Annotated in this window: 21 protein-coding genes; 8 read left to right on the top strand and 13 right to left on the bottom strand. The window is 73.3% G+C overall.

The genetic code is table 11. The features are described from left to right. Position 1 precedes the first annotated feature (1 nt). Both OG309_RS16230 and OG309_RS16225 read right to left on the bottom strand, forming a co-directional pair. Positions 2–2,770 (bottom strand): NACHT domain-containing protein, encoded by a 2,769-nt coding sequence (locus tag OG309_RS16230; protein ID WP_329421589.1) that lies wholly within the window; start codon positions 2,768–2,770, stop codon positions 2–4. Next, on the bottom strand, positions 2,767–3,111 hold the full coding sequence (locus tag OG309_RS16225) for a trypco2 family protein (RefSeq protein WP_329421588.1): 345 nt from the start codon (positions 3,109–3,111) through the stop codon (positions 2,767–2,769). Before OG309_RS16225 ends, OG309_RS16230 begins: the two co-directional genes overlap by 4 nt. Positions 3,112–3,575: 464 nt before the next feature. Here OG309_RS16225 and OG309_RS16220 point away from each other — a divergent pair, with 464 nt between their 5' ends. Beyond that, positions 3,576–4,256 (top strand): M23 family metallopeptidase, encoded by a 681-nt coding sequence (locus OG309_RS16220; RefSeq protein ID WP_329421586.1) that lies wholly within the window; start codon positions 3,576–3,578, stop codon positions 4,254–4,256. A 17-nt stretch (positions 4,257–4,273) separates the two neighbouring features. Here the strand turns inward: OG309_RS16220 and OG309_RS16215 are convergent, their stop codons facing one another. Further along, on the bottom strand, positions 4,274–4,837 hold the full coding sequence (locus OG309_RS16215; protein ID WP_329421585.1) for a TetR/AcrR family transcriptional regulator: 564 nt from the start codon (positions 4,835–4,837) through the stop codon (positions 4,274–4,276). A gap of 106 nt (positions 4,838–4,943) precedes the next feature. On the opposite strand from OG309_RS16215, the gene OG309_RS16210 reads away from it, so the two are divergent. After that, the gene (locus OG309_RS16210) at positions 4,944–6,542 is read left to right on the top strand and encodes an MDR family MFS transporter (RefSeq protein WP_329421583.1); all 1,599 of its coding nucleotides are present in this window, start codon (positions 4,944–4,946) and stop codon (positions 6,540–6,542) included. Between the two features lie 227 nt (positions 6,543–6,769). On the opposite strand, the gene cseC is transcribed toward OG309_RS16210, so the two are convergent. The 6 genes from cseC to OG309_RS16180 form a co-directional block, all read right to left on the bottom strand. Then, a complete protein-coding gene (cseC, locus tag OG309_RS16205) occupies positions 6,770–8,083 on the bottom strand; it encodes a two-component system sensor histidine kinase CseC (protein ID WP_329428359.1) in 1,314 nt (437 codons plus the stop codon). 48 nt (positions 8,084–8,131) lie between these two features. After that, positions 8,132–8,836 (bottom strand): two-component system response regulator CseB, encoded by a 705-nt coding sequence (gene cseB, locus OG309_RS16200; RefSeq protein ID WP_329421582.1) that lies wholly within the window; start codon positions 8,834–8,836, stop codon positions 8,132–8,134. 18 nt (positions 8,837–8,854) lie between these two features. Then, positions 8,855–9,484 carry a hypothetical protein gene (locus OG309_RS16195; protein ID WP_329421580.1) on the bottom strand — a complete coding sequence of 210 codons (630 nt, stop codon included), beginning with the start codon at positions 9,482–9,484 and terminating at the stop codon, positions 8,855–8,857. 32 nt (positions 9,485–9,516) lie between these two features. Further along, positions 9,517–10,098, bottom strand: coding sequence for a SigE family RNA polymerase sigma factor (locus tag OG309_RS16190; protein WP_329421579.1), 582 nt, complete (start codon positions 10,096–10,098; stop codon positions 9,517–9,519). Positions 10,099–10,325: 227 nt separating this feature from the next. Beyond that, entirely contained in the window at positions 10,326–11,252 is a 927-nt protein-coding gene (locus OG309_RS16185) for an A/G-specific adenine glycosylase (protein ID WP_329421577.1), read from the bottom strand. Positions 11,253–11,285: 33 nt separating this feature from the next. Continuing rightward, complete coding sequence (locus OG309_RS16180; RefSeq protein ID WP_329421574.1) at positions 11,286–11,948, bottom strand: phosphatase PAP2 family protein; 663 nt, start codon at positions 11,946–11,948, stop codon at positions 11,286–11,288. 206 nt (positions 11,949–12,154) lie between these two features. On the opposite strand from OG309_RS16180, the gene OG309_RS16175 reads away from it, so the two are divergent. Then, positions 12,155–12,991 carry a hypothetical protein gene (locus tag OG309_RS16175; RefSeq protein ID WP_329421572.1) on the top strand — a complete coding sequence of 279 codons (837 nt, stop codon included), beginning with the start codon at positions 12,155–12,157 and terminating at the stop codon, positions 12,989–12,991. Between the two features lie 70 nt (positions 12,992–13,061). Here OG309_RS16175 and disA read toward each other — a convergent pair whose 3' ends face one another. Together disA and radA are read right to left on the bottom strand one after the other, a co-directional pair. Continuing rightward, positions 13,062–14,120, bottom strand: a complete 1,059-nt coding sequence (gene disA / locus OG309_RS16170) for a DNA integrity scanning diadenylate cyclase DisA (protein WP_329428358.1) — start codon at positions 14,118–14,120, stop codon at positions 13,062–13,064. A gap of 155 nt (positions 14,121–14,275) precedes the next feature. Beyond that, positions 14,276–15,685 carry a DNA repair protein RadA gene (gene radA / locus OG309_RS16165; protein ID WP_329421571.1) on the bottom strand — a complete coding sequence of 470 codons (1,410 nt, stop codon included), beginning with the start codon at positions 15,683–15,685 and terminating at the stop codon, positions 14,276–14,278. 211 nt (positions 15,686–15,896) lie between these two features. On the opposite strand from radA, the gene OG309_RS16160 reads away from it, so the two are divergent. Then, positions 15,897–17,591, top strand: coding sequence for a BACON domain-containing protein (locus OG309_RS16160; RefSeq protein WP_329421569.1), 1,695 nt, complete (start codon positions 15,897–15,899; stop codon positions 17,589–17,591). Positions 17,592–17,609: 18 nt separating this feature from the next. Here the strand turns inward: OG309_RS16160 and OG309_RS16155 are convergent, their stop codons facing one another. Next, positions 17,610–18,413: a hypothetical protein gene (locus tag OG309_RS16155; protein ID WP_329428356.1), complete on the bottom strand. Its 804-nt coding sequence runs from the start codon at positions 18,411–18,413 to the stop codon at positions 17,610–17,612. Between the two features lie 149 nt (positions 18,414–18,562). Here OG309_RS16155 and OG309_RS16150 point away from each other — a divergent pair, with 149 nt between their 5' ends. The 4 genes from OG309_RS16150 to ilvD all read left to right on the top strand — a co-directional run bounded on the left by OG309_RS16150 (position 18,563) and on the right by ilvD (position 23,036). After that, positions 18,563–19,498, top strand: a complete 936-nt coding sequence (locus tag OG309_RS16150) for a Ppx/GppA phosphatase family protein (protein ID WP_329421568.1) — start codon at positions 18,563–18,565, stop codon at positions 19,496–19,498. Between the two features lie 85 nt (positions 19,499–19,583). Further along, the gene (locus tag OG309_RS16145; protein ID WP_329421565.1) at positions 19,584–20,414 is read left to right on the top strand and encodes a sugar phosphate isomerase/epimerase family protein; all 831 of its coding nucleotides are present in this window, start codon (positions 19,584–19,586) and stop codon (positions 20,412–20,414) included. Beyond that, positions 20,411–21,022, top strand: coding sequence for a TetR/AcrR family transcriptional regulator (locus OG309_RS16140; RefSeq protein WP_329421563.1), 612 nt, complete (start codon positions 20,411–20,413; stop codon positions 21,020–21,022). The genes OG309_RS16145 and OG309_RS16140 overlap by 4 nt, the downstream gene beginning before the upstream one ends. A 160-nt stretch (positions 21,023–21,182) precedes the next feature. Then, positions 21,183–23,036, top strand: a complete 1,854-nt coding sequence (gene ilvD / locus OG309_RS16135) for a dihydroxy-acid dehydratase (protein ID WP_329421562.1) — start codon at positions 21,183–21,185, stop codon at positions 23,034–23,036. A gap of 78 nt (positions 23,037–23,114) precedes the next feature. Here ilvD and OG309_RS16130 read toward each other — a convergent pair whose 3' ends face one another. Next, the gene (locus tag OG309_RS16130) at positions 23,115–25,247 is read right to left on the bottom strand and encodes a serine/threonine-protein kinase (protein ID WP_329421561.1); all 2,133 of its coding nucleotides are present in this window, start codon (positions 25,245–25,247) and stop codon (positions 23,115–23,117) included. Between the last annotated feature and the right edge of the window lie 154 nt (positions 25,248–25,401).

Below are 25,401 nucleotides of genomic sequence, written 5' to 3'. Positions count from 1 at the left end.
TTCATTTGACGGCCAGGCGTTCGCCCAGGGCGGCGGCGCCGATGAGGTTCTTGCGGGGGGTGTCGGAGACCATGACCTGGAGGGTTTCCGGCAACCCGTGGAGCGGGGTCAGATCGAGCGTTCCATCGGTGTCTCGCACGTTGGCGAGCCTGAGCAGCCTGAGATCGTGCAGCTCCCCGATCGGGTCCAGGCGCGTGACGAGGGGGCAGTCGCTGACGAGCAGACCGCGGAGCTGGGAGCAGTCGAGCGACGGCAGGAAATCGAGCGTGTCCAGCACGTTGTTGATGCCGATGCTGAGGTGCCTCAGCGGGCGGTTGCCGAGTGCCTCGACGATCTCGTTCGCGGGCACGTCGCCTATGACCAGGACCTGCGTGAGGTGAGGCAGTTCCCGCAGGAGTCGCAGCTGCTGGAGGCCGAAGGCGCTGACCAGGGAATGATCCTGGAGGTGGGTGAGCACCTCCCGGGCGAAGGCCGTCGCCGGGAACGTGTCCCAGTTCGACGCGAACCGGTGTGCCTCACCGGCCTCGGAGAAGGCGCGGGCGTACGGGAGGGCGACCGTTCCACCGATGGTGGAGATCAGCCCGGTGACCATCTCCACCGTGTCCTTGGACGTCTCCTGAGGCTTTGGCAACAGCGGCAGTACATACGCGCCGAGCCGGGCCAGCTGGATCAGCTGCTCCCGGTTCCGCGGCGGAACCACCGACGTCACGGCTTTCTGGACCCGTCGCCGTAGGGTCTCGTCCAGCCAGGCCGCGTGCTGGGAGGCCAGCGCGGCCAGGACGTACAGCGTCGTCTTCAGGTCCTGCTTCCGCGTCGCGGAGCCGGCCTTCAGCAGGCCCTCCACCAGGACCGGCAGGTCACGGCGCTTGCAGTGCCCGGCGGCGAGCAGCAGGACGTCGTGCCACTGCTGGTCGTGCGCGCGGGGCAGGATCTCCTTCAGCGCGTCGTCCTCGACGAACTCCTTCGCGGCCAGGAAGTCCTGGAAGGTGCGGTGGGCGAACTGGAAGACGTCGCTCGTGCGCTCCTGGAGGAGACCGCTGCGGTTGAGGAGGTGGGTCAGGATCTCGTCCGTGCTGCCCTGCTCCTGGACGCGGGGCATCCCGGGCAGGTCACGTCCCAGACGCTGGAGGGCCTGCTCGCGCGTGAACTCGGTCTGGCCGACCCGCACCAGCCAGGCGGCGAAGCGCTGGAGGAGCTGGGTGTGCTCCTCGACCGTCATGCGGATGCCGTCGGGCGCGTCGATGCGGCGCCGCTCGTCGCGGGCGCCGAGCAGCATCGTGAGGGCGGAGTCGTACAGGGCCCAGCGGGTCTCGGGGAGGAAGCCCTCCCGTTGCCGGTGGAGGGCGCAGATCACCGCGCAGAGGAGCGGGGTCCGGGCCAGTTCGGCGAGGTTCGGGTTGTGGCGGAACTGCTGGGCCAGGTCGTGTTCGAGGTCGGCCAGGTTCTCGCCCGGGGCCGTGTCGAAGCGGGCGGCCTCGTGCCAGGCGGCGACGAAGGCCTGGATGTCGTCGCCCCGGAGGGGCAGGAGGGTCAGCTCCTCGAAGCCCTCGCCGCCCAGCCAGTCGGCGGCTACGGCGTGGGGACGTACGGTCGCCACGCAGCGGGTGCCGGGGTAGCGGGCCAGTAAGCCGCCGAGCCAGGCGTGGGCGTCCTCCCGGTCGGCCTGGGTGACCTCGTCCAGGCCGTCGACGAGGAGCAGCCCGCGTCCGGCGGCCAGCACCCGGCCCGCCCAGCCCTCGGGTGCCGCGTCGATCATGAGTCCGGCGACTCCGGGCAGCTCGGCGGGGGAGGGGAAGCCGTTGCCGCGGGCCCGCAGGGAGCGCAGCGGGACGACGAAGGGGACGAGGCCGTTGAGCTCGGCGAGCTCCGGGCCGAGGGTGCCGGCGGCGGCGTGGGCGGCCAGCCACCACATGAGCGTGGTCTTCCCGGCGCCCGCGTCGCCCCGCAGCAGCACGCGGGGGCGGGCGGCGAGCAGGTCGTCGATGCGGCGGGGGACGGGGACGGCCTCCTGGTCGCGGGAGGTGGCCTCCAGGGAGAGGTAGGCGGTGTCGAGGTCCCACTCGGAGGTCCGCTTGCCGAGCTCGTCGAGGCCGAAGATCTTGGTGCGGCGGTAGGCGGCGCCCAAGGCCTCGCCGTACTCCTCCTCGTGGAAGTCGTCACGGGGGTGGGCGCCGGTGGTCGCCACGGAGACGGTGGGGAGCCACTGGCGTGCCGCCTCGTCGGCGAGGACGGCGGTGAGGGAGACGCACTCCAGGCGCCGGTGGCCCCGGCCGCGCGGGACGGCGCGGACGATGCCGAGGAGTCTCTCGCCGGCGAAGACGGGGGCGCCGGAGAGGCCCGCGAGCGGGGAGGGGCCGTCCTCGTCGGCGGTGACGGGCGGGTGGTCCAGTTCGACGGTCAGGGTGCGGCGGAGGAGCCCGGCCATGGGCAGCACGGTGCCGGTGAACTGGTCGAGGTCCAGCTTCTGGCCGTCGTGCCGCTGGATCCGGGGGTAGCCGAGGATCTCGCAGCCGGGTATCGGGCGGGTGGTGATGACCGTGCTGAGCGGAGGGGTGGGGGTGCCGCCCGTGTCGCCCTGCAGGAGCGCCGCGTCGAGACGGTCGTCCGACCACACCACCCGTAAGCGGGTCGCGTCCCGGTTCGGGGCCACGGCCACGGCGCTGCGGGCGCCGTCGAGGACATGGGCGCTGGTCAGAAGAATGCCGGGTGCCACGAGGACCCCGCTGCCCTGCCGCCGTCCGAGGACCGCGAAGACGACGCCCGCCGTCACCGGCCCTCAGCCCCGCCCCCGAAGCCGGAGAGGTCCGCCGCCTCCTCGTTCCCCACCAGCCACGCCCCGCCCGTCGCCGTGTCCCGCGGCTTCAGGGTGAAGGAGACGCGGTGGGTCTCGCCGCGGGTGCGGGACGCGTCGGCGCCGGCTTCGACGACCCAGGCCTTGACCTTCGTGCCGCCCTTGAGCTCTTTGCGGAGTTCGATCGTGAACTCCATCTGGATGTCGCCGACCTCGAATCCGACGGGCTGCCCGGTGGCGCGGGCGGCGGCGTCGACGAGCTGGTCGCGTACGGAGGCGATCGCGTCGGCGAGTTCGATCTTGGAGATGTCCTGGGTCATGCCTCGGAAGCTAGTGCCGGTCGGAGGGCGGTGGAGGGGGTTCCGAAGGGTTCGGTCGCGTGACCCAGATCCCATTGGGGGCGTCGCCGTGGTGACAAGCCGCACAGGCGTTTCGGACGGTACTAAGCGGAATAGTCGTTCGTTCTCACCGGAAACCGGGACGTACGGGGCTCAACCTTCGGGACTTTGGTCCCAGAGGTCCCGAAGGGGACATCGGACTGCCTTTCGGGCGGTTCGGGACGCTCGCGACGTGGGGTTAAACGGATCGATCAGGGAGGTTATGTCCGATTTCGCGACCCCGGCTTCCGGGCGTCAAGGGTCGATCTCCGCCGGAGATCGCTACGACGCGATGTCGTAGATGGGGTGTTTTGGGATGGCTGGGGGTCCGGGTTACCAAGGATGAGCAAGCCCGGCGCAGACCGCTGTCGCGTCGGGTCCCGTTCTGTCCGGAGGTTCTCCCCCGTATGTCGAAGCGCGTCATGAAGCCCAGCATCCGTATCGCCGCCGTCGCCACCCTCGCCACCGCCGGCCTGGGAGCGTCGCTGGTGGCCGGAGCCGGGTCCGCCTTCGCCGCCGAGGGCACGGCCGCCGTCGCGGGCACCACGTCCGCCGCGATCGCGAAGCAGGCCGCCGTCCAGGCCGAGACCGCCACCCAGGTCAAGGCCGCGCAGGTGAAGGCCGCCGCCGCCAAGGCGCAGGTCAAGGTCGTGGCTGCCAAGAAGGCGGCCTCCTGGGTCAAGCCCGTCAGCGCCTACACGCTGAGCGCCTCCTTCAACCAGGGCGGCGCCATGTGGGCCCACAAGCACTCCGGCCAGGACTTCGCCGTCCCGGTCGGCACCCCGGTCAAGGCCGCCGCGGCCGGCACCGTCGTGAAGGCCGGCCCCAACGGTGGCGGCGACGGCCCGGCGTACGGCAACGCGATCGTCGTGAAGCACGCCAACGGCACGTACTCGCAGTACGCCCACCTGTCGAAGATCAAGGTGAACATCGGCCAGTCGGTCGCCGCCGGTCAGCAGATCGCCCTGTCGGGCAACACCGGCAACTCCTCCGGCCCGCACCTGCACTTCGAGATCCGCACCACCCCGAACTACGGCTCCGCCGTGAACCCGGCCGCCTTCCTGCGGTCCCACGGCGTCTCCATCTGACGCTGAGGTGAGAGCGGTCAGGTCCCCTGGTGGGCCTGGCCGATCAGATCGAGGGCGACCTCGAGGACGGCTTCGTGCTTCTCCTCGGTGTCGCCCTCGATGTGTTCCATGAAGAAGGTCCCCGCGTGCATCGTGAAGATCGCGCTGACCGAGCGGACCTTGTCGGTCATGGAGAACGCCGGCTCCTGGAGGAGGGCGACCATCGCGATCATGCGCTCCTTGAAGGTGAGGCCGATGCTCAGCTCGCGCACGGTGGCCTGGTTCTCCTGCATGAAGCGGAAGAGCGGGGTCGCGGCGAGCAGCGCCACCTGGTAGCGGCGCAGGATCTCCTGCTTGGTCTCCAGGGTGCGGGGCTGCTCGCCCCCCCAGGCGATCAGCTCGTCCATGGGACGGGTGAGGTCCTCGAAGATGCTGATCAGGATGTCTTCCTTGGTCTTGAAGTGGTAGTACAGCGCCGCCTTGGTCACGTCGAGGCGTTCCGCGATCTCCCGCAGCGAGGTCTTCTCGTATCCCTGCTCGGCGAAGAGTTCGAGGGCCACGTCCTGGATGCGCTGGCGGGTGTTGCCTCGGGCCTGGGCCATGGTCTCTCGCTTCCACATTTACTTACTTGACGACCGGCAAGTTGGGGTCTACCTTCCCCAGTGTAGTAACTAGCCGGGCGGCAAGTAAGGGAACGGGGAGCGCGACATGGCGACGAAACAGACTGGTCAGGAAGCGGCAGTGGAGGAGGCCAAGCAGCCCCGCAGTGTCCGCGTCGTCCTGCTCGCCCTCATGATCGCGATGCTGCTCGCGATGCTGGACAACATGATCGTCGGCACCGCGATGCCGACCATCGTCGGTGAGCTCGGCGGCCTGGAGCACCTCTCCTGGGTCGTCACCGCCTACACCCTGGCCACCGCCGCCTCGACCCCGATCTGGGGCAAGCTGGGCGACATGTTCGGGCGCAAGGGCGTCTTCCTCACCTCGATCGTCATCTTCCTCATTGGCTCCGCGCTCAGCGGCATGGCGCAGGACATGGGCCAGCTCATCGGCTTCCGCGCCGTCCAGGGCCTGGGCGCCGGCGGTCTGATGGTCGGCGTGATGGCGATCATCGGCGACCTGATCCCGCCCCGCGAGCGCGGCAAGTACCAGGGCATGATGGCCGGCGTGATGGCCCTCGCCATGATCGGCGGACCGCTCGTCGGCGGCTCCATCACCGACCACTGGGGCTGGCGCTGGTCCTTCTACATCAACCTGCCGCTCGGCGTCGTGGCCCTCGCCATGGTCACCGCCGTGCTGCACCTGCCGAAGAAGCAGCGCGCCACCGGCAGCCGGATCGACTTCCTCGGCGCGGGCCTGCTGACCCTCGGCATCACGGCGATCGTGCTGGTCACCACCTGGGGCGGCACGGAGTACGCCTGGGGCTCGGGCACCATCGTCGGCCTCGCGGTCGGCGGCGTCCTGGCCCTCGCGGCCTTCCTCTTCGTCGAGACCCGTGCCGGCGACCCGATCATGCCGCTGCACATCTTCCGCAGCCGCAACTTCACGCTGATGTCCCTGATCGGCTTCATCACCGGCTTCGTGATGTTCGGCGCGGTGCTCTTCCTGCCGCTGTTCCAGCAGTCCGTCCAGGGCGCCTCCGCCACCAACTCGGGCCTGCTGCTCCTGCCGATGCTGCTGTCGATGATGGTCGTCTCGCTGGTCGTCGGCCGGGTCACCACCAACAGCGGCAAGTACAAGCTCTTCCCGATCGTCGGCGGCGCGCTCATGGTCACCGGCCTGTACCTGCTCTCCACGATGGACACCGACACCACCCGGTTCGTCTCCGGCGTGTACATGGCCGTCCTCGGCGCCGGCATGGGCTTCCTGATGCAGATCACGATGCTCGTCGCGCAGAACAGCGTCGAGATGAAGGACATGGGCGTCGCGTCCTCCTCGACCACCCTGTTCCGGACCCTCGGCTCCTCCTTCGGCGTCGCCATCATGGGTGCCCTGTTCACCAACAAGGTCCAGGACGAGATGGCCGCCAGCGGCGGCGGCGCGGCGACCGCGCACTCGGCGCAGCTCGACGCCGCCAGCCTGGCCCGGCTGCCGGAGGCGGTGCGCGAGGCGTACCAGCACGCGGTGGCGGCCGGCACCCACTCCGCCTTCCTGGTCGGCGCGGCCGTCGCCGTCCTCGGCTTCGCCCTCGCCTTCTTCGTCAAGGAGGTGGCGCTGCGCGGCACCGGCCCGGCCAAGCCGGAGGCGGCCGGGACCGCCGACGCGGCCGGGACCGCCGGGACCGCCGAGGTCGCCGAGAAGGTCTGACCCCGCGCCGGGACAGCCGGGGTGGCCGAGGTCGCCGAGACCCGTCCGCCCCCGCCCGCCACACGGCCCCCGTCGTTCCGCACCTGCGGACGGCGGGGGCCGTTGTCATCGGCTTGCTCGGCTTGCTCGGCTTGCTCGGCTTGCTCGGCTTGCTCGGCTTGCTCGGCTCGGGCGCATGGCCCGGCGCAAGCGTCCCGCGCAAGGAGCCCGCGCAAGGAGCCCCGCCCCTAGTCGGGCAGCCGCAGGATCGGGAAGCTGCCCGTGGCCGTCGGCGCGTGCTCCGGGAGCCACAGCACCGCGATCGCGCCGCCGGCGCCCTCCGGGGTGCCCTCGGGGGCCGCGTTGCGGAAGGTCAGCCGGGCGCCGAGGACGCGGGCCTGGCCGGCCGCGATGGTCAGACCCAGGCCGTGGCCCTGGCCCGCGCGGTCGCTGCTGCCCGTACGGAAACGGCTCGGGCCGTCCTGGAGCAGTGCCTCGGGGAAGCCGGGACCGTGGTCCCTGACCCGGACCACGCGGCCCTCGACGGTGACCTCGACCGGGCCCTTGCCGTGCTTGGCCGCGTTGGCGAGGAGGTTGCCCAGGATGCGCTCCAGGCGGCGCGGGTCGGTGCTCACCCAGGACTCGTGGACGACCCGGACGAGCGCCTCGGGGTCGAGCACCCGCACCCGCCGCTCCACGAACTCGCCGAGCGCGACCTCCTGGAGTTCGGCCCGCTCGGACGCGCTGTCGAGCCGGGCCACCTCCAGGACGTCCTCGACCAGCGTCCGCATGGCCTGCGCCCGGTCCCGTACGAGCTCGCTGGGGCGGCCGGGCGGCAGCAGCTCGGCCGCCGTGAGCAGCCCGGTGACGGGGGTGCGCAGCTCGTGCGCGATGTCCGCGGTGACCCGCCGCTCGGCCTCGATCCGCTCGTTCAGGGCGTCGGTGAGGGCGTCGACGGCCCGGGCCAGTTCGTCGGTCTCGTCCCGTACGACGCCGCCGACGGCGTCCCGTACCCGGACGTCGGTGTTGCCCTGGGCGACCCGGCCGGCCGCCGCGGCCGCCTTGCGCAGCCGCCGGGACAGCTGGCCGCCGATGAGCACGCCGAGCGCGCAGCCGCCGAAGACCACCGACACCGAGCCGATGATCAGGGCCCGGTCCAGGTCCTTCATGATCGTGGCGCTGCGGTCGGCGAAGGGGACGTGCAGCGAGAGGACGTCGCCGTTGGCGAGCGGCACAGCCGCCCACACGTCCGGCGGGCCCTCGCGGTGCTCCTGGACGTAGGTGCCGCGCCGCTTGTCGCGCATCAGCTGGTCGAGCTGGGGCGGCAGCGCCGGGTCGTTGATCTTGGTGCCGAAGCGCGGTTCCTTCGGCTTGGACGTCTCGTACACCCGCTGGGCGAAGACCAGCCGCCACATCTGCACGTCGCGGGCGTTGTCGAGCATGGAGACGCGGGCCGCGTTGTGGACGACGAGGCTGAGGGTGACCGCGATGAGCGCACCGACCGCCGCGATGGCGACGGCGATCTTCCAGCGGACCCCCGTACGGAGGGCGAGCCCCTTCACCACCTGCTGACCTGCTTCATCCTCTGCGTCCTCGACGACCCTGCCGGGTCAGCCCTTGAGCTTGTATCCGAAACCGCGGACCGTCTCGATCCGGTCCTGGCCGATCTTCGTGCGCAGCCGCTGCACGTGGACGTCCACGACGCGGGTGTCGCCGCCCCAGCCGTAGTCCCAGACCCGCTCCAGCAGCTTGTCGCGGGAGAGGACCGTGCCGGGTGCCGTGGAGAACTCCAGCAGCAGGCGCATCTCGGTCGGGGTGAGCGCGACCGGCACCCCGGCCCTGCGCACCTCCATGCCCTCGGTGTCGACCTCCAGGTCGCCGAAGGCGAGCAGCCCGCCCTCGGTGTCCTGGTCGCGTCCGCCGTCGCCGGCGCCCGGGCCGCCCGCGTGGCCGAAGCGGCGCAGCACGGCCCGGATCCGGGCCATCAGCACGGAGCCGTCGAAGGGCTTGGTCACGTAGTCGTCGGCTCCGGCCTCCAGACCGAGGACGACGTCGATGGAGTCGGCCCGCGCCGACAGCATGATCACCGGCACGGTCGACTCGTCCCGGATCCGCCGGCACAGGCTGACGCCGTCCATCCCCGGCAGCATCACGTCCAGCAGCGCGATGTCGGGGCGGTTCGCCCGGAAGGCCTCCAGGCCCGACAGGCCGTCGGGCATGGCGGTCACCGCGAAGCCGTCCCGCTCCAGCGCGAGCTGGGTGGCCTCACGGATGACGTCGTCGTCCTCGACGAACAGGACATGGGTCTCGGCCATGGTGCGCCTCGCCGCCCTTCAGTTCGCGCCGGGCTCGCTGGGCGAGGGCTCGGTACCGTCGATACCGCCGTCGCCGACGGCCTTGCTGTAGTCGTTGTGCACCCAGTCGTGCTGGGTGAACTTGTTCCCCGACCAGCGATAGGTGATGACGTCCTCACCCGAGGGGTACGCCACCGGGTCGCCCTTCGCGTACACCTGCTTGGTGACGATCAGGTCGCCTCGGTCGATCGTGCCGTAGACGGCGGCGTCCTCGGCCATGAAGACGTTCGTGTACTTGTTGTTCTCCTCGCGGTACACGTACGTGCCGATGCCCACGGCGTCGCCGCAGGTCATCACGTTGACGACGACGTCGGGCGCGGTCGAGTTCGTGAGGTTCCCGTACGAGGTGTCCACCGGGTACGCGTCCGCGGTGCACGGCTTCAGATCCGCCTTCAGCCGCTCGCCGATCTTGGGGTCGGCCTTCAGCAGCGCGATCGGATCCACCCGCTCGCCGGTCGGCGCCGCGCTCTCCACGGAGGCGGCGGGCGGCGAGGTGGCCGGGGCCGTCGAGGCGACCTCGTCGGACCGGGCCGCGCCCTCGTCGCGCGAGCCCGTCCCCCCGGTCGAGCAGCCGGCGACGAGCACGCCGATGGCGGCGAGCCCGGCCATCGCCGTGAAACTCGCCGCCCCATCTCTGGCACCTAGGCCGCGCACCGCTCCCGCTCCCGTTCGCGTCGTCCGTTCGTCGTCCGCTCCAGGACCCCCGCGTCCAGGGCGCGGGTGTCACCGTCGGCGGCCCGGCTCTCCAGTTCCTGCCGCAGCCGGGCCAGCGCGCGGTGGAGCGTGCTCTTCACCGTACCGGTCGACATGCCGAGCGCGGCCGCGGTCTCCTCGGTGCTCATCTGCTCCCAGTGGCGCAGCACGACCACGCTGCGCTGCTTGGGCGCGAGCACCTTCAGGATGTCCATGAGCAGGGCCCGGTCGGCGTGCTGCTCGGTGGCGTCCTCGACCCGGGCGTCGGGCAGCTGCTCGGTGGGGACCTCTTCCAGCTTGCGGGCGCGCCACCACTCGGTCCGGGTGTTGATCATCACCCGCCGGAGGTAGGCGTCGGCCAGCGACTTGTCCGCGATGCCGTCCCAGCGGCCGTACGTCCGGACCAGCGCCGTCTGGAGGAGGTCCTGGGCGTCCACCGGATCGGGCACGAGTCGACGTGCGCTGCGCAGCAGCGCGTCCTGCCGAGTGCGTACGTACTCCTCGAAATCGAGCACCTCGCCGTGCGCCATGCCGAACCGCCTCCGATGCCCGTGACCAGCCCTGTCTGCTTACGTCGACGACGCTACGGAGCGCTTGTCACGGGGTTGTGCGTGGCAGCCCTCGGCGGACGCACGGCTGTCCATCGGTTGTGTAACAGCGGAGGTACGAGGTGCCGGACCGAGGTTTCGGACGCCGACGGGGGCGTACGGGCCCGCGGGCGTCCTACCGGCCCCGGTGTACGGGGCCGGCGGCGCCGTCAGGAGAGCGGCAGCCGGTAGCGGCCGTCGTCCAGGGGCTCGACCAGGCCGTCGGCGACCAGCCCGTCCAGGGCGCGGGCCCGCTGCACCGGCTCGTCCCAGACCGCGTCCAGCGCGGCCTGCTCCACCGGGTCCGCGGCCTCCCGCAGGACGGCGAGCAGCTTGCCCCGGACCTGCCGGTCGGTGCCCGCGTACGTCTGGCCGCGCCGCGGCGGACCGGTGTGGGCGGGCTTGCCCGACAGCAGCCAGGAGCAGCGGTCGGCCAGCGGGCAGCGCCCGCAGTCCTCGTTCTTCGCGGTGCAGACGAGCGCGCCCAGCTCCATGGAGGCCGCCGCCCAGCGGGCCGCCGTCGCCTCCTCCTCGGGCAGCAGGGCACGGGCGAGGCGGCGTTCGGCGGCGGTGGTGGCGTTCGGCGGGTACTGCACGCCGGTCGCCGCCCGCGCGAAGACCCGGCGCACGTTGGTGTCGAGGACCGCGTGCCGCTGCCCGTACGCGAACGAGGCCACCGCGGCGGCCGTGTACTCCCCGATCCCGGGCAGCGCGAGCAGCTGCCCGTGGTCGCTCGGCACGTCGCCGCCGTGCCGCTCCGTTATGGCCTGGGCCGCCGCGTGCAGCCGCAGCGCGCGCCGCGGGTAGCCGAGCCGGCCCCAGGCGCGGACGGCTTCGCCGGGCGCCTCCGCGGCCAGGTCGGCGGGGCGCGGCCAGCGCGCCAGCCACTGTTCGTAGACGGGCAGCACCCGCACCACGGGCGTCTGCTGGAGCATGAACTCGCTGACCATCACGCCCCACGCCCCTGCCTCGGGGCGGCGCCAGGGCAGGTCGCGGGCGTGCCGGTCGAACCAGGCGAGGACGGGCCCGTGCAGCTCGGCGGCGGCTGCGGGGGCGACGGCGGGGGGCTCGGGGGAACCGAGGGGAGTCGAAGTCATGGCACCCCCGATCCTGGCACGTCCGCCGGACGATCAGTACGCGCCGTGGCGCACGCCCCCGGGGCGTGCGGAGGCGTGTGTGGGGAGCCCGCGCCCCACACACCACACGACTGCGCCGTTCCGGCTGGAGCGGGCCGCCTGGACGACGGAGCGGGCGGGCCGCTTCGCGGCCTTCACGACGACGAACGCGATCACGGCGCCGGCCAGCAGGCCGACCGTCACGTCGTGCGGGTAGTGGACACCGACGAAGACCCGCGAGAAGGCCATGAGCAGCGCCATCGGCGCGGTCAGCCAGACGATGCCGCGCCAGGACAGGGCGAGCGCGACCGCCGCGGCGCCCGCGATGGCCGAGTGGTTGGAGGGGAAGGACCAGTCGCCGTGCGGCGGGCAGGCGACCAGCGAGGCGGGCGCCCCGGCGACCGCGCGGCACGGACGCTCCTCGTCCACCAGCGACTTCAGCCCCTCGCTCACCACATAGCCGAAGGCCGTCGCGAGCGGCGCGAGCAGCGCCAGCGCCATCGCGTCGTCCGAACCCCGGCGGGACCGCCACCAGCCGGCCGCGAACAGCACCCCGAAGAGCAGCAGCCCGAGCTCCGTCCACACCTCCGCCAGTTGCTGGAACCAGTGCGGGGTGGAGTGGGCGAAGTCCGCGATGTCGAGATACAGGCCGTCGGAGAGGGCAGGGAGGTTGTCCATGGTCGTCGACGTTAACCGGCTTCCGGAGCGCTCCGCTCCACACCAAGGGCCAGGACCGCCCTCGACGAAAGTAGGGGGTGCGGCGGGAACGGTCGCGACGGCCCGGCGGTTCCCGCCCCGGCCGGGATGTGATCATCGGCAAAACTTGGTGCCCGGGGCGGCGGGTGGGGAGGGAGTCGGCCGCGATCTCTCGTAAGGTTCGTGGCGTGGGATCTCTGCGCAATCCGGTCGGGCCGCTTCCCTCCTCCATCTACTGGCGTCGGAGGGCCGTGGCGCTGTGCCTGGTTGCCCTCCTCTCGCTGATCGCCCTATGGGCCGTCACCTCCGGTGGTGGGCAAGGGAAGAAGCCGAACGACTCCGCCAACGGCTCCTCTCCCGCGCCCTCGATCACCCCCGGGCCCTCCGGCACCGGTCCGGCGATCAGTCAACGGCCGGGCGGGCGTGACGAGTCGGACGGCGGAGCCGACACCGCGGGCGGTGACGGGACGGGCGGCGACGCGGGCACGGACCCGGGCGCGGGTACGGATGCGGGTACGGACGCGGGGGCCGCGACGGGCGGCAAGAACGGCGACACCGACGGGGCCGGCGGCGACGGCGGCGCGGGCACCGGCGCGGGACAGCAGGTTCCGGCCAATTCTCCGCTGCCGAACTGCGCCCCGGGAGCACTGCAGTTGACGCTGCGCAGCGCCCAGGTCAGCTACGAGTCCGGCGAGAAGCCCCGCTTCCACCTGGTCGTCAAGAACACCTCGGCGGCGGCCTGCAAGGCCGATCTGGGTCCGGCGAACGCGGTGTTGACGATCAGTGACACCAAGAGCGCCGAGATCTGGTCGTCGAAGGACTGTCCGCGCCCGGCCGGGGCGCTGTTCCTGAAGGTCCCCGCGCAGGCGACGATCACGCACACCGTGGAGTGGGACCGCAAGCAGAGCGCCCCGCGGTGCGCGACCGCCCCGGCGGGCCAGGTCGGCCCGGGCACCTACCTGGTGGAGGCGGCGATGCCGGGCGTGAAGGTGCTGCCGGCCTCGTTCACACTGGCCAGGGACTGAGCGGTACCGAGCGCGGCGGGGACCGCCGGGTACCGCCGAGCGACCGCCGGCCGTACCGCTGGAGGCACCGCTAGACGTACCGCTCCAGGATCGAGGACTCCGCGAGCCGGGACAGCCCCTCGCGGACGCTGCGGGCCCGGGCCTCGCCGACGCCGTCCACGGTCTGGAGGTCGTCCACGCTCGCCGCGAGCAGCTTCTGCAGCCCGCCGAAGTGCTCCACGAGCCGCTCGATGATCGCGCCCGGCAGCCGGGGCACCTTGGCGAGCAGCCGGTAGCCGCGCGGCGAGACCGCCGAGTCCAGCGTCTCGGGGGAGCCGGTGTAGCCGAGGGCCCGCGCCACTATGGGCAGTTCGAGGAGCTCGGCGTGGGTCAGCGCGTCCAGCTCGGTGAGCGCCTCGGCGACCGTGCGCGAACGCTTGGCGGTGGGCTCGGGCACGTAGTCCCGGACGACCAGCTCGCGCTCCGGCTCGACGCCCGCGATCAGCTCGTCGAGCTGGAGGGAGAGCAGCCGGCCGTCGGTGCCGAGCTCCACCACGTACTCGGCGATCTCGGTGGCGATCCGGCGGACCATCTCCAGGCGCTGGGCGACGGCGGTGACGTCCCGGACGGTCACCAGGTCCTCGATCTCCAGCGCGGAGAGCGTGCCGGCCACCTCGTCGAGGCGCAGCTTGTACCGCTCCAGGGTGGCGAGCGCCTGGTTCGCGCGGGACAGGATCGCCGCGGACTCCTCCAGGACGCGCCGCTCGCCGTTGACGTACAGGGCGATCAGGCGCATCGACTGGGAGACCGAGACCACCGGGAAGCCGCACTGCTTGGAGACCCGGTCCGCGGTGCGGTGGCGGGTGCCGGTCTCCTCGGTGTGGATGGACGCGTCGGGCACCAGCTGCACGCCGGCCCGCAGGATCTTGGAGATGTCCTTGTCGAGGACGATCGCCCCGTCCAGCTTGCACAGCTCGCGCAGCCGCGTCGCGGTGAAGTCGACGTCGATGACGAAGCCGCCGGTGCACATCGACTCGACGGTCTTGTCCATGCCGAGGACGATCAGGCCGCCGGTGTTGCCGCGCAGGATGCGTTCGAGACCGTCGCGGAGCGCGGTGCCGGGGGCGACGGCGCTGAGCGACGCACGCATCAGTGCCTCGTTGTCCTTGGCTGCCACTGCACTCCTCCGGCTCGTACGGATGGGCGAGACCAGGGCAAAGTCTAGCGACACCGCCCCGCCGCCCTCCGCCGCGCGCCGAGGACGAGGCCCGGGACCGGCCCCGCGCCCGCTTCCCGCCCCGTCCGCTACCCCGCGCCCTGGCCCTCCTCGGGCGTCCGCGTGCGGCGGCCGCGCGGCAGGACCCGCAGGGCGTCGCCCACGTTGGCGACCTCGGTCACCTGCATGCCGGCCGGGACCTTGCCCGGGTCGGCCGGGACCAGGGCGTGGGTGAAGCCCAGCCGGTGCGCCTCGGCGAGCCGGCGCTGGACGCCGGTGACCCGGCGGACCTCGCCCGCGAGCCCGACCTCGCCGATCGCGACCAGGTTCTTCGGCAGCGGGGTGTCGCTGGCGGCGGAGGCCAGCGCGAGGGCGATGGCCAGGTCGGCGGCGGGCTCGGACAGCTTCACGCCGCCCACGGTCGCGCTGTAGATGTCCCGCTTGCCCAGGGCGCTGATCCGGCCCCGCTGCTCCAGGACGGCCAGCATCATCGAGACGCGGGAGGTCTCCAGGCCCGAGGTGGTGCGGCGCGGCGACGGGATCTGGGAGTCCACGGTCAGCGCCTGCACCTCGGCGACCAGCGGCCTGCGGCCCTCCAGGGTGACCGTCAGGCAGGTGCCGGGGACGGCGACGTCACGGCGGGTCAGGAAGAGGCCCGAGGGGTCGGCGAGGCCGGTGATGCCCTCGTCGTGCAGCTCGAAGCAGCCGACCTCGTCGGTCGCCCCGTACCGGTTCTTCACGCCGCGGACCAGGCGGAGCCGGGCGTGCCGGTCGCCCTCGAAGTGCAGCACCACGTCGACCAGGTGCTCCAGGAGGCGGGGGCCCGCGATGGCGCCGTCCTTGGTGACGTGGCCGACGAGCAGGGTGGACATGCCCCGCTCCTTGGACGCCCGGATCAGCGCCCCGGCGACCTCGCGGACCTGCGCCATGCCGCCGGGGGCGCCGTCGATCTCGGGGGAGGCGACGGTCTGCACCGAGTCCAGGACCAGCAGGGACGGCTTGACCTCGTCCAGGTGGCCCAGGACGGCGGAGAGGTCGGTCTCGGCCGCCAGGTACAGGTGGTCGCTGAGGGCGTGGATCCGGTCGGCGCGCAGCCGGACCTGGCTCGCCGACTCCTCGCCCGTCACGTACAGCGTGCGGTGCGCGTCGCTCGCGGCCTTGGCGGCGACGTCGAGCAGCAGCGTGGACTTGCCGACGCCCGGCTCCCCGGCGAGCAGCACGACCGCCCCGGGCACGAGCCCACCGCCGAGCACCCGGTCCAGCTCGTCGACGCCGGTGGTGCGGGCGGTGGCCTGCCGGCCGTCGACCTGGGCGATGGGCAGCGCCGAGGTGGACACCCGCCCGACGGCGGTGGTCCGCACGGCGGGCGCGCCGTACTCCTCGACCGTCCCCCATGCCTGGCATTCGGGGCAGCGGCCGAGCCACTTGGCCGTCTGCCAGCCGCACTCGGTGCAGCGGTAGGACGGCCGGTCCTTGGCGGTTTTCGTACGGGCAGCCATGCGCCACACCGTATCGGCCGCCACTGACAGCCCCGTGCCGGCGCCGAGGATCCGCCGCCCCGCCCGGGAGACCGCCGGGCGGGGCGAGCGCGGCCGGAAAAAGGTGGGACGGCCGGGTTCCTGTACCCCTTCGAGCGATAGCTTCACCCGTACGGATTAAAAGTGTGCAAGCGGTGCGAAGAGCCCCCGTCCCCTTGCCTACGGTCGCCCAGTGACGAGCAGCAGGCTGGATTCCCCCGACCGAACCACCGACGGCACCCGCACCCTCGGTCAGCGCCCGCCCGCGCGCTACGAGGAGTACCTCGACGGGCTGTTCACCTACTGCCTCTCGGTGCTGTGCGACCACGACACGGCCACCGCCGTCCTCGGGGACGTCCTCGCCATCGCCGAGCGCCACCACGGCCGCTGCCCCTCCGACGAGGGCGGACGCCGGGCCTGGCTCTACGCCCTGGCCCGCTGGGCCTGTCTGCGCAGCCTCGGCGAGCAGCGGCGCAGGCGGCAGGGCGCCCACACCGGGCGGCCCGCGGTCGCCGCGCCCGCGCCGCCCCGGGTCTCCCCGCAGGCCGCCGAACGCCGCCGGCTCGAACTGGCCGCGCTCGCCTGGCCCGAGGCCGCCGGCACCACCCCGGAGCAGCGCGAGGCCCTGGAGCTGGCCGTCCGGCACGGGCTCGGACACCGGGAACTGGCCGCCGTCCTCACGCTCGACCCGTCCGCCGCCCGCGACCTGCTCTCCTCCGCCGCCTGCGAGGTGGAGCGCACCCGGGCCGCCCTCGCCGTCGTCGAGACCGGCGACTGCCCGACCGTGGCCGGGCTGACCGGCGACCACCAGGTGCTGCTCTCCGCGGCGCTGCGCGCGGAGCTGGTCCGGCACGTCGACGACTGTCCGCGCTGCCGCCGGGCCGCCGAGCGGGCGGGCGCGGGCGGGCCCTGGCCGGGCGCGGCGGCGGGTGCGGCGGGCCGGCTCCCGCTGGTGGAGGCGCCGCGGGCCGCCGCGTACGTGGCGATGCTGCACGTGCCGCGCGCCCGGGCCGGCGCCCCGCGCTTCGGACCGACCGGATTCCCCTTGGACCCGAAGGACCACGCGGCCCGCCGCGACCGGATGCGCGCCCGCGCCGTCACCACCACGGTGGTCGCCGCGGTCGTCGCCGCCCCGGTGCTCGCCCTGTGGGCGTCGTACCGCGGCGCGTCCGAGGTGGGGGAGGGCCAGGACGGGGCCAGGATCAGCGCGCGCGAGGCGGACGAGCCGGAGGGCGCTCAGGGCGCGGGCACCGGCGGCCGCCCGTACGAGCGCTACGAGAACGCGGGCAACGCCCGCACCACCCCCGACCCCCGCTTCACCCGCGGCAGCCGCTCCCCGGACGTCTCCGTCGAGGTGATCAGCCCCGGCGGGCCCGCCACCCCGACGGTGCCCGGGCAGCCGGCGCCCGCGAGGATCACGGTGGCCGCGCGCGGCAGCGGGGCGACGACCCTGCTCACCCTCACCAACGAGGGCGGCTCGCCCGCCGGCTGGTCGCTGTGGTCGGACGCCCCCTGGCTGTACGTGAGCCAGGCCTCCGGCACCCTGCGCCCGGGCGAGTCGGTCACGGTCCGGATCTCCGTCGACCGCTCCCGCGAACCGGCCGGCGCCTGGAGCGCCCGGGTGGGCGTCGACCCCTCGGGCGCGGTGCTGCGGATCGACGGCTACGGGGCGACGCCGCCGCCCGCCACGACCGGACCCGGCACCCCGACCACGCCCGAGCCGACCACGCCGACGACGGAGCCGACGACCACGCCCCCGACCACGGAGCCGACGACCGAGCCGACCACCCAGCCCCCGACCACGGAGCCGACGACGGAGCCCACGCCCGAGCCGACCGCCTCGGACGGCCAGACCCCGAGCCAGGACCCGGGGCCGGGCCCGTCCTGAGCGGCGCCCGTCCGGGCGCTAGCCGACCGGGTCGGCGGGGTGCGGCGCCACCAGCGGCAGCTGGGAGGCCAGCCGCGCCTCGCACAGGCCGACGAGGACCTCGTACGCCGCCTCGCCCATCATCTCGACGAGCTCGGGCCGGTACGAGACGTAGACCGGCTCGCCACCGACGTGCGCGGAGCTGGCCGTCGTGCAGTACCAGTGCAGGTCGTGGCCGCCGGGGCCCCAGCCGCGCCGGTCGTACTCGCCGATCGACACCTGGAGGACCTTGGTGTCGTCGGGACGGTCGATCCAGTCGTACGTCCGCCGCACCGGCAGCTGCCAGCACACGTCCGGCTTGGTCTCCAGCGGCTCCCGGCCCTCCTTGACGGCCAGGATGTGCAGCGAGCAGCCGGCGCCGCCGGCGAAGCCGGGACGGTTCTGGAAGATGCAGGACCCCTGCCAGCGGCGGGTCTGCCGGTCGCCGTCCTCGTCGAGCTGCACCCAGCCCGTCTCCGCGCCGACGTCGTGGAACTGCCACAGCTCGGGCGTCAGCCGGTCCACGTACCCCGCGACCCGCTTCTCGTCGTCCTCGTCGGAGAAGTGCGCGCCGAGCGTGCAGCAGCCGTCGTCCGCCCGGCCTTCCTGGATGCCCTGGCAGCCGTTGCCGAAGATGCAGGTCCAGCGGGAGGTGAGCCAGGTCAGGTCGCAGCGGTAGACCTGCTCCTCGTCGTCCGGGTCGGCAAACTCCACCCAGGCGCGCGGGAAGTCGAGGCCCTTCTCGTCGGGCTCGTCGTCCTCGGCGCCCTTCTTGCCGGACTTCCCGGCCTTCACGGCTTTCACGGCCTTGGCCGCGTGCGCGGTCCTGGCCGACTTCACGGCGTCGTCGCCCCGGCTGGCGTGGTCCCCGGTGCTGTCTTTGCCCGGCTTCGCCTTTTTCGTCTTTGGCACAACGACAAGCGTATGCGGGTGCGCGCAGTAGCGTTCCGTCCATGAGACTCGGAGTCCTCGACGTCGGTTCGAACACAGTGCACCTGCTGGTGGTGGACGCCCACCCCGGCGCCCGCCCGCTGCCCGCCCACTCCCACAAGGCGGAGCTGCGCCTGGCCGAGCTCCTCGACGAGCGCGGCGCCATCGCGGACGCGGGGGTCGAGCGGCTCATCGCCACCGTCCGCGACGCGCTCCAGGCGGCGGAGGACAAGGGCTGCGAGGAGGTGCTGCCGTTCGCGACCTCGGCGGTGCGCGAGGCCAGCAACGCCGACGACGTCCTCGCCCGCGTCGAGGCGGAGACCGGGATCGCGCTCCAGGTCCTCACCGGCGAGGAGGAGGCCCGGCTGACCTTCCTGGCGGCCCGCCGCTGGTTCGGCTGGTCCGCCGGCAAGCTGTTCCTCCTGGACATCGGCGGCGGCTCGCTGGAGGTCGCCTTCGGCATCGACGAGGAGCCGGACACGGCGGTCTCCCTGCCGCTCGGCGCGGGCCGCCTCACCTCGGGCTGGCTGCCGGGCGACCCGCCGGACACGGCCGACGTGAAGGCGCTGCGCCGCCATGTCCGGGCGCAGATCGCCCGCACGGTCGGCGAGTTCAGCCGCTTCGGCCGCCCCGACCACGTGGTCGCCACCTCGAAGACCTTCAAGCAGCTGGCCCGGATCGCCGGCGCCCCCGGCTCGGGCTTCGGCCTGTACGTGCAGCGCACGCTGTCCCGCAAGGCCCTGGAGGAGTGGGTGCCGCGCCTGGCCGCCATGACCGTCGGCGACCGCTCCGCCCTCCCCGGCGTCTCCGAGGGGCGGGCCGCCCAGCTCCTGGCGGGCGCCCTGGTCGCCGAGGGCGCGATGGACCTGTTCGGCGTCGAGGAGCTGGAGATCTGCCCCTGGGCGCTGCGCGAGGGCGTGATCCTGCGCCGCCTGGACCACCTGCCGGACGAGCTGTAGGGCCGCGGGCGGGCGAGGGGCCCCGCCCCCGGGGGGTGACCGGAACCACCCCCCGGCCCCGCGGCCTGCCCCGTACCCTGTCTCCGTGGCAGAACCAGCGGTGCGCATCCCGGATGCGAAGGTCGCCCTGTCGACGGCCTCGGTGTATCCGGAGTCGACGGCGACGGCCTTCGAGGTCGCCGCGCGCCTCGGTTACGACGGGGTCGAGGTCATGGTGTGGACCGATCCGGTCAGCCAGGACATCGAGGCGCTGCGCCGTCTGTCGGACTATCACCAGGTCCCGATCCTCGCCGTCCACGCGCCGTGTCTGCTGATCACCCAGCGGGTCTGGTCCACCGACCCGTGGGTCAAGCTGCAGCGCGCCCGCGCCGCCGCGGAGAAGCTGGGCGCCTCGACGGTCGTCGTCCACCCTCCGTTCCGCTGGCAGCGCCAGTACGCGCGCGACTTCGTGACCGGCATCTGGCGCATGGCCGACGAGACGGACGTCCGCTTCGCCGTCGAGAACATGTACCCGTGGCGGTACAAGGACCGCGAGATGCTCGCGTACGCCCCCGAGTGGGACGTCACCAAGGACGACTACCGGCACTTCACCGTCGACCTCTCGCACACGGCGACCGCCCGCACCGACGCCCTCGCCATGGTCGACCGCATGGGCGACCGGCTGGGCCACGTCCACCTCGCCGACGGGCGCGGGTCCGCCAAGGACGAGCACCTGGTGCCGGGCCGCGGCACCCAGCCGTGCGCGGAGCTCCTGGAGGGCCTGGCGCGCGGCGGCTACGACGGGCACGTCGTCATCGAGGTCAACACCCGCCGCGCGATGTCCTCCGCCGAACGGGAGGCCGACCTCGCCGAGGCCCTGGCCTTCACCCGGCTCCACCTGGCCGCCGCCCGGAGCGGCAAGGCCCCCGGCCCGTGACCGAGCCGTCGCCCCGGCGGCGCGGCCGCCCGTCCCGTACCTCCGCCGACTCCGCGCCGGGCGCGCGCGAGCGGATCCTGGAAGCGGCACGGACCCAGTTCGCCGAGCGCGGCTACGACAAGACCTCGGTGCGCGGGATCGCCAAGGAGGCGGGGGTCGATCCGGCGCTCGTGCACCACTACTTCGGTACGAAGGACGAGGTCTTCGCGGCGGCGATCGAGGTCTCCTTCGAGCCGGCGACGGCGATCCCGCTGATCGTCGGCGGCCCGCGCGAGGCGATCGGCGAGCGGCTCGCCCGCTTCTTCCTCTCGGTGTGGGAGAACCCGGCGACCCGCGCCCCGCTGCTCGCCGTAGTGCGCTCCGCGCTGACCCACGAGGCCGCGGCGAAGGTGCTGCGCGGCTTCGTGCTGCGGCGGCTCCTGGAGCGGATCGCCGCCGACCTGGACGTGCCGGACCCGAAGCTGCGGGCGGAGCTGGCGGCCTCGCACATGATCGGGATCGCGATCCTGCGGTACGTGATCCAGGTCGAGCCGCTGGCCTCGGCGGACCCGGAGGAGATCGTGGCCCAGGTGGCCCCGACGCTCCAGCGCTATCTGACGCAGGCGTGACCCGGGTGCCCCGCGAGGCCCCCACGGTCCGGCCCGGTCCCGGCCCCACCTGGTTCGAGGACTGAACACCTGTCTCGGATAGCGGACCCCGTGTCCAGATCCTGGAGTCGAAGCGTACGCTCGACTGCAAGCACACCCGTCACCGGAGGAGCGAGCGACGATGCCCGAGCTGAGGTCCCGCACAGTCACCCACGGACGCAACATGGCGGGCGCCCGCGCCCTTATGCGCGCCTCCGGTGTACCGGGCGCCGACATCGGCCGGAAGCCGATCATCGCCGTGGCCAACTCGTTCACCGAGTTCGTCCCCGGCCACACCCACCTCCAGCCGGTCGGCCGGATCGTCTCCGAAGCCATCACCGCCGCCGGTGGCATCGCCCGCGAGTTCAACACGATCGCCGTCGACGACGGCATCGCCATGGGCCACGGCGGCATGCTCTACAGCCTGCCCTCCCGCGACCTGATCGCCGACAGCGTGGAGTACATGGTCGAGGCGCACTGCGCCGACGCCCTGATCTGCATCTCCAACTGCGACAAGATCACCCCGGGCATGCTGATGGCCGCCCTGCGCCTCAACATCCCGACGGTCTTCGTCTCCGGCGGCCCCATGGAGTCCGGCCGGGCCACCCTCGTGGACGGCACGGTCCGCACCCTCGACCTGGTCGACGCGATCTCCGAGGCCGTCAACGACAAGGTCTCCGACGAGGACATCCTCCGCATCGAGGAGAACGCCTGCCCGACCTGCGGGTCCTGTTCCGGCATGTTCACCGCCAACTCGATGAACTGCCTGACCGAGGCCATCGGCCTCTCCCTCCCCGGCAACGGCTCCGTCCTCGCCACCCACACCGCCCGCCGCGCCCTCTACGAGAACGCGGCCCGCACGGTCGTCGACATCACCCGTCGCTACTACGACGAGGACGACGCGTCGGTCCTTCCGCGCAACATCGCCACCCGCGCGGCCTTCGGGAACGCCATGGCCCTCGACATCGCCATGGGCGGCTCCACCAACACGATCCTGCACCTGCTCGCCGCCGCCCAGGAGGCCGAGCTGGAGTACGGCCTGAGCGACATGAACGAGGTCTCGCGCCGGGTGCCCTGCCTGGCCAAGGTCGCCCCGAACGTCGCCCCGGGCGGCACGTACTACATGGAGGACGTGCACCGCGCCGGCGGCATCCCCGCGATCCTGGGCGAGCTGTACCGCGCCGGGCTGCTCGACGAGGACGTCCACTCGGTCCACTCCCGCTCCATCAAGGAGTGGCTGGACACCTGGGACGTCCGCGGCGGCTCCGCCTCCGAGGAGGCCGTCGAGCTGTTCCACGCGGCCCCCGGCTGCGTGCGCTCCGCCGAGGCCTTCTCGCAGTCCGAGCGCTGGGACACCCTCGACCTGGACGCGGCCGCCGGCTGCATCCGCGACGCGGCCCACGCGTACTCGAAGGACGGCGGCCTGGCCGTGCTGCGCGGCAACATCGCCGTCGACGGCTGCGTCGTGAAGACGGCCGGCGTCGACGAGTCGATCTGGACCTTCGAGGGCCCGGCGGTCGTCTGCGAGTCGCAGGAGGAGGCCGTCGAGAAGATCCTCAACAAGCAGGTCAAGGACGGCGACGTCGTCGTCATCCGCTACGAGGGCCCCAAGGGCGGCCCCGGCATGCAGGAGATGCTCTACCCGACCTCCTTCCTCAAGGGCCGCGGCCTGGGCAAGACCTGCGCCCTGGTGACGGACGGGCGCTTCTCCGGCGGCACCTCGGGCCTGTCCATCGGCCACGCCTCCCCGGAGGCGGCCTCGGGCGGCACGATCGCCCTCGTCGAGGACGGCGACCGGATCCGCATCGACATCCCGGGCCGCTCGATCGACCTGCTCGTCGACGAGGCCACGCTGGCCGCCCGCCGCGAGGCGATGAACGGCGTGTACGCGCCGAAGAACCGCGAGCGCAAGGTCACGGCGGCGCTGCGGGCGTACGCGGCGATGGCGACGAGCGCGGACAAGGGCGCGGTCCGGGACGTGTCGAAGCTGGGCTGAACGACCACGTGAGGAAGGGCGGGACCCGAGGGGTCCCGCCCTTCCGTCATGTGAGGCCGTACGCCCCGTGGGCGCGCGTCACCACGCGCCCGGGTCCTTCGCGTCGACCGCGAAGACCGACCCGTCGGGCGCCGTCCCGAAGACCCGGCCGCCGACGGGGACCGGCGCCGGGACGGACGGCGCGTAGGTGAGCCGCCCGTTCCGCAGCCGGGGCCCGGTCGTGCCGAGCAGCGCGCCGCGCACGGTGTCGACGGCGAGCAGCCGCCCGTCGGACGAGGACAGGTACAGCCGGCGTCCGTCGGCGTCGACGACGGGCGGGGAGACGTTGGAGGTGCCCGTCTCCAGCTCCCACAGCACCCGCCCGCGCGCGGCGGAGGTGTCGACGGCGGTGAGCCGCCCGGCGGGGGTCAGCAGGTAGGCGACGTCGCCGTGCAGGACGAGGAACGGCTCGTTGAAGACGTACTCCAGGGGCACCCGCCGTACGGCCTGGTGGGCGGGTTCGTAGCGGACCAGGGCGTCGGTGCGCCCGGCCCGGTCGGTGGAGAGCAGGACGACGGTGCCGCCGGGGGCGGTGCCGACCGGGGTGAGCACGCCGGTCAGCCGCTTCTGCCAGACGACCTCGCCGGTGCGCGGCCGGACGACGCTGACGCGGGTGTGGCCGCCGTCGGTGAGCGTCTCGGAGACGGTGAGCAGACCGGTGGCGGCGTCGTACGGACCCGGTACGGGGAAGCTGTGGCCGGGCAGGGTGCGGTGCCACAGCTCCCGTCCGGAGGCGCCGTCGAGGCCGCGCAGGGTGGGGCTGCCGTCGGAGAGCACCAGGGCGTCGCCGGCCGCGGTGAACCGTTCGGGGCGGGCGGCGGCCTTGCGGTGCCAGCCCGGGGTGCCGTCGCCGGGCGCGTAGGTGCGCAGTTCGCCGGTGGCGGTGGCGGCGGCGAGCGGGCCGCCGACGAGCGGTGCCGGGGCCCGCGGGCCGATCATGTCGGCCGGGCCGGGCCGCGACCAGGCGACCTTGCCGGTGGCGGGGTCGAGCCGGGCGGCGGCGACCCCGCGGCCCGCGCAGTACAGGGCGCCGGCGCTGTGGGTGCAGGACGGCGCGGAGGGGTCGGCGCCCTTCCACAGGACGGTCTGCCAGCCGTCGAAGGCCTGGGCGGCCTCGGCCGGGTGCCGGGGCGCGGCCGGTTCGCCCTGCGACAGCGCGGCGACGGTGCCGCCCGCGGCGAGCAGCAGGGCGGCCCCGAGGGCGACCGGCAGTCGCCTGCGCCGGCGGCGCGGGGGAGCGGGGACCCGTACGGGTGTCGCGGCGTCCCAGGAGGGGGCCGGGCCGGACGGCAGGGGTGGTGCGGCGACGGCGCGGCGCTGGGCCGGTATGAAGGCGGTGGCGTCGTACGAGGGGGGCTTGAGCGCCGTCATGACCTCGGCGGGGCTGGGCCGCTCGGCCGGGTCCTTGGCGAGGCAGCGGGCCACCAGCGGCGCGAGCTCCTCGGGGACGCCGGTCAGGTCGGGCTCGTCGTGGACGACCTGGTACGCCACGATGTACGGGCTGTCCGAGTCGAACGGCCCGTGTCCGGTCGCCGCGTGCACGAGCACCGAGCCGAGGGCGAAGACGTCCGCGGCGGGTCCGACCTCCCGGGGACGCTGGAACTGCTCGGGCGCCATGAACGGCGGCGAGCCGATCAGCTTCCCGGTCTCGGTGTGCAGATCGCTGTCGACCGGCCGCGAGATCCCGAAGTCGATGACCTTGGGCCCGGTGTCGGTGAGCAGGACGTTGCTCGGCTTCAGGTCCCGGTGCACCACCCCGGCCCGGTGGATGTCGCGCAGCGCCTCGGCGAGCCCGGCCGTCAGGCGCCGCAGCTCGGCGGGGGACAGCGGGCCGCTCCGCTTCACCTGGTCGGCGAGCGTGGGCCCGGGCACGTAGAGGGTCGCCATCCAGGGGCGCACGGCGTCGGGGTCGGCGTCCACGACGGGCGCGGTGAACGCGCCGCTGACCCGCCGCGCGGCGGCGACCTCCTGGCGGAAACGCGCCCTGAACTCGGGGTCCTCCGCGTACTGTGCGTGCACCACCTTGACCGCGAGCCGCAGCCCGGAGGCGGAGGTGGCGAGATGGACCACGCCCATGCCACCGGCGCCGAGACAGGCCTGGAGCCGGTACTCGCCCGCGTACTCGGGACCTTCCGCTTCCCGGTCCGCACCGGTACTGCGCAACGGCGGCATCGCCGACCCCCGTGGGTTGCCCGTCCGAATCGCGCGCGTGCGCGACGCACGGAGCCTAGTCGATGGTGGGGCCGAAGTCGGTGGGGCTTGCTAGCCTGCGCGTCGCGGAGAGTGAATCTCGGCGGAGCGCTTTCGCGTCAACGGGGAGTTTGCG

Origin of the sequence: Streptomyces sp. NBC_01268 (assembly GCF_036240795.1) — a bacterium.
Lineage (GTDB): Bacteria > Actinomycetota > Actinomycetes > Streptomycetales > Streptomycetaceae > Streptomyces.
The sequence above is the reverse complement of the archived record's forward strand: the minus strand, read 5'-3'. Positions and strand labels throughout refer to the sequence as shown.

Excerpts from the sequence above, each read along its gene's own strand:
- OG309_RS16180 (WP_329421574.1), bottom strand. The coding sequence starts at position 11,948 with ATGGACAACCTCCCTGCCCTCTCCGACGGCCTGTATCTCGACATCGCG.
- OG309_RS16215 (WP_329421585.1), bottom strand. The coding sequence starts at position 4,837 with ATGGCCCAGGCCCGAGGCAACACCCGCCAGCGCATCCAGGACGTGGCC.
- OG309_RS16130 (WP_329421561.1), bottom strand. The coding sequence starts at position 25,247 with ATGCCGCCGTTGCGCAGTACCGGTGCGGACCGGGAAGCGGAAGGTCCC.
- OG309_RS16225 (WP_329421588.1), bottom strand. The coding sequence starts at position 3,111 with ATGACCCAGGACATCTCCAAGATCGAACTCGCCGACGCGATCGCCTCC.
- OG309_RS16195 (WP_329421580.1), bottom strand. The coding sequence starts at position 9,484 with ATGGCCGGGCTCGCCGCCATCGGCGTGCTCGTCGCCGGCTGCTCGACC.
- radA (WP_329421571.1), bottom strand. The coding sequence starts at position 15,685 with ATGGCTGCCCGTACGAAAACCGCCAAGGACCGGCCGTCCTACCGCTGC.
- cseB (WP_329421582.1), bottom strand. The coding sequence starts at position 8,836 with ATGGCCGAGACCCATGTCCTGTTCGTCGAGGACGACGACGTCATCCGT.
- OG309_RS16150 (WP_329421568.1), top strand. The coding sequence starts at position 18,563 with ATGAGACTCGGAGTCCTCGACGTCGGTTCGAACACAGTGCACCTGCTG.
- ilvD (WP_329421562.1), top strand. The coding sequence starts at position 21,183 with ATGCCCGAGCTGAGGTCCCGCACAGTCACCCACGGACGCAACATGGCG.
- OG309_RS16185 (WP_329421577.1), bottom strand. The coding sequence starts at position 11,252 with ATGACTTCGACTCCCCTCGGTTCCCCCGAGCCCCCCGCCGTCGCCCCC.
- OG309_RS16210 (WP_329421583.1), top strand. The coding sequence starts at position 4,944 with ATGGCGACGAAACAGACTGGTCAGGAAGCGGCAGTGGAGGAGGCCAAG.
- OG309_RS16220 (WP_329421586.1), top strand. The coding sequence starts at position 3,576 with ATGTCGAAGCGCGTCATGAAGCCCAGCATCCGTATCGCCGCCGTCGCC.
- OG309_RS16190 (WP_329421579.1), bottom strand. The coding sequence starts at position 10,098 with ATGGCGCACGGCGAGGTGCTCGATTTCGAGGAGTACGTACGCACTCGG.
- disA (WP_329428358.1), bottom strand. The coding sequence starts at position 14,120 with ATGCGTGCGTCGCTCAGCGCCGTCGCCCCCGGCACCGCGCTCCGCGAC.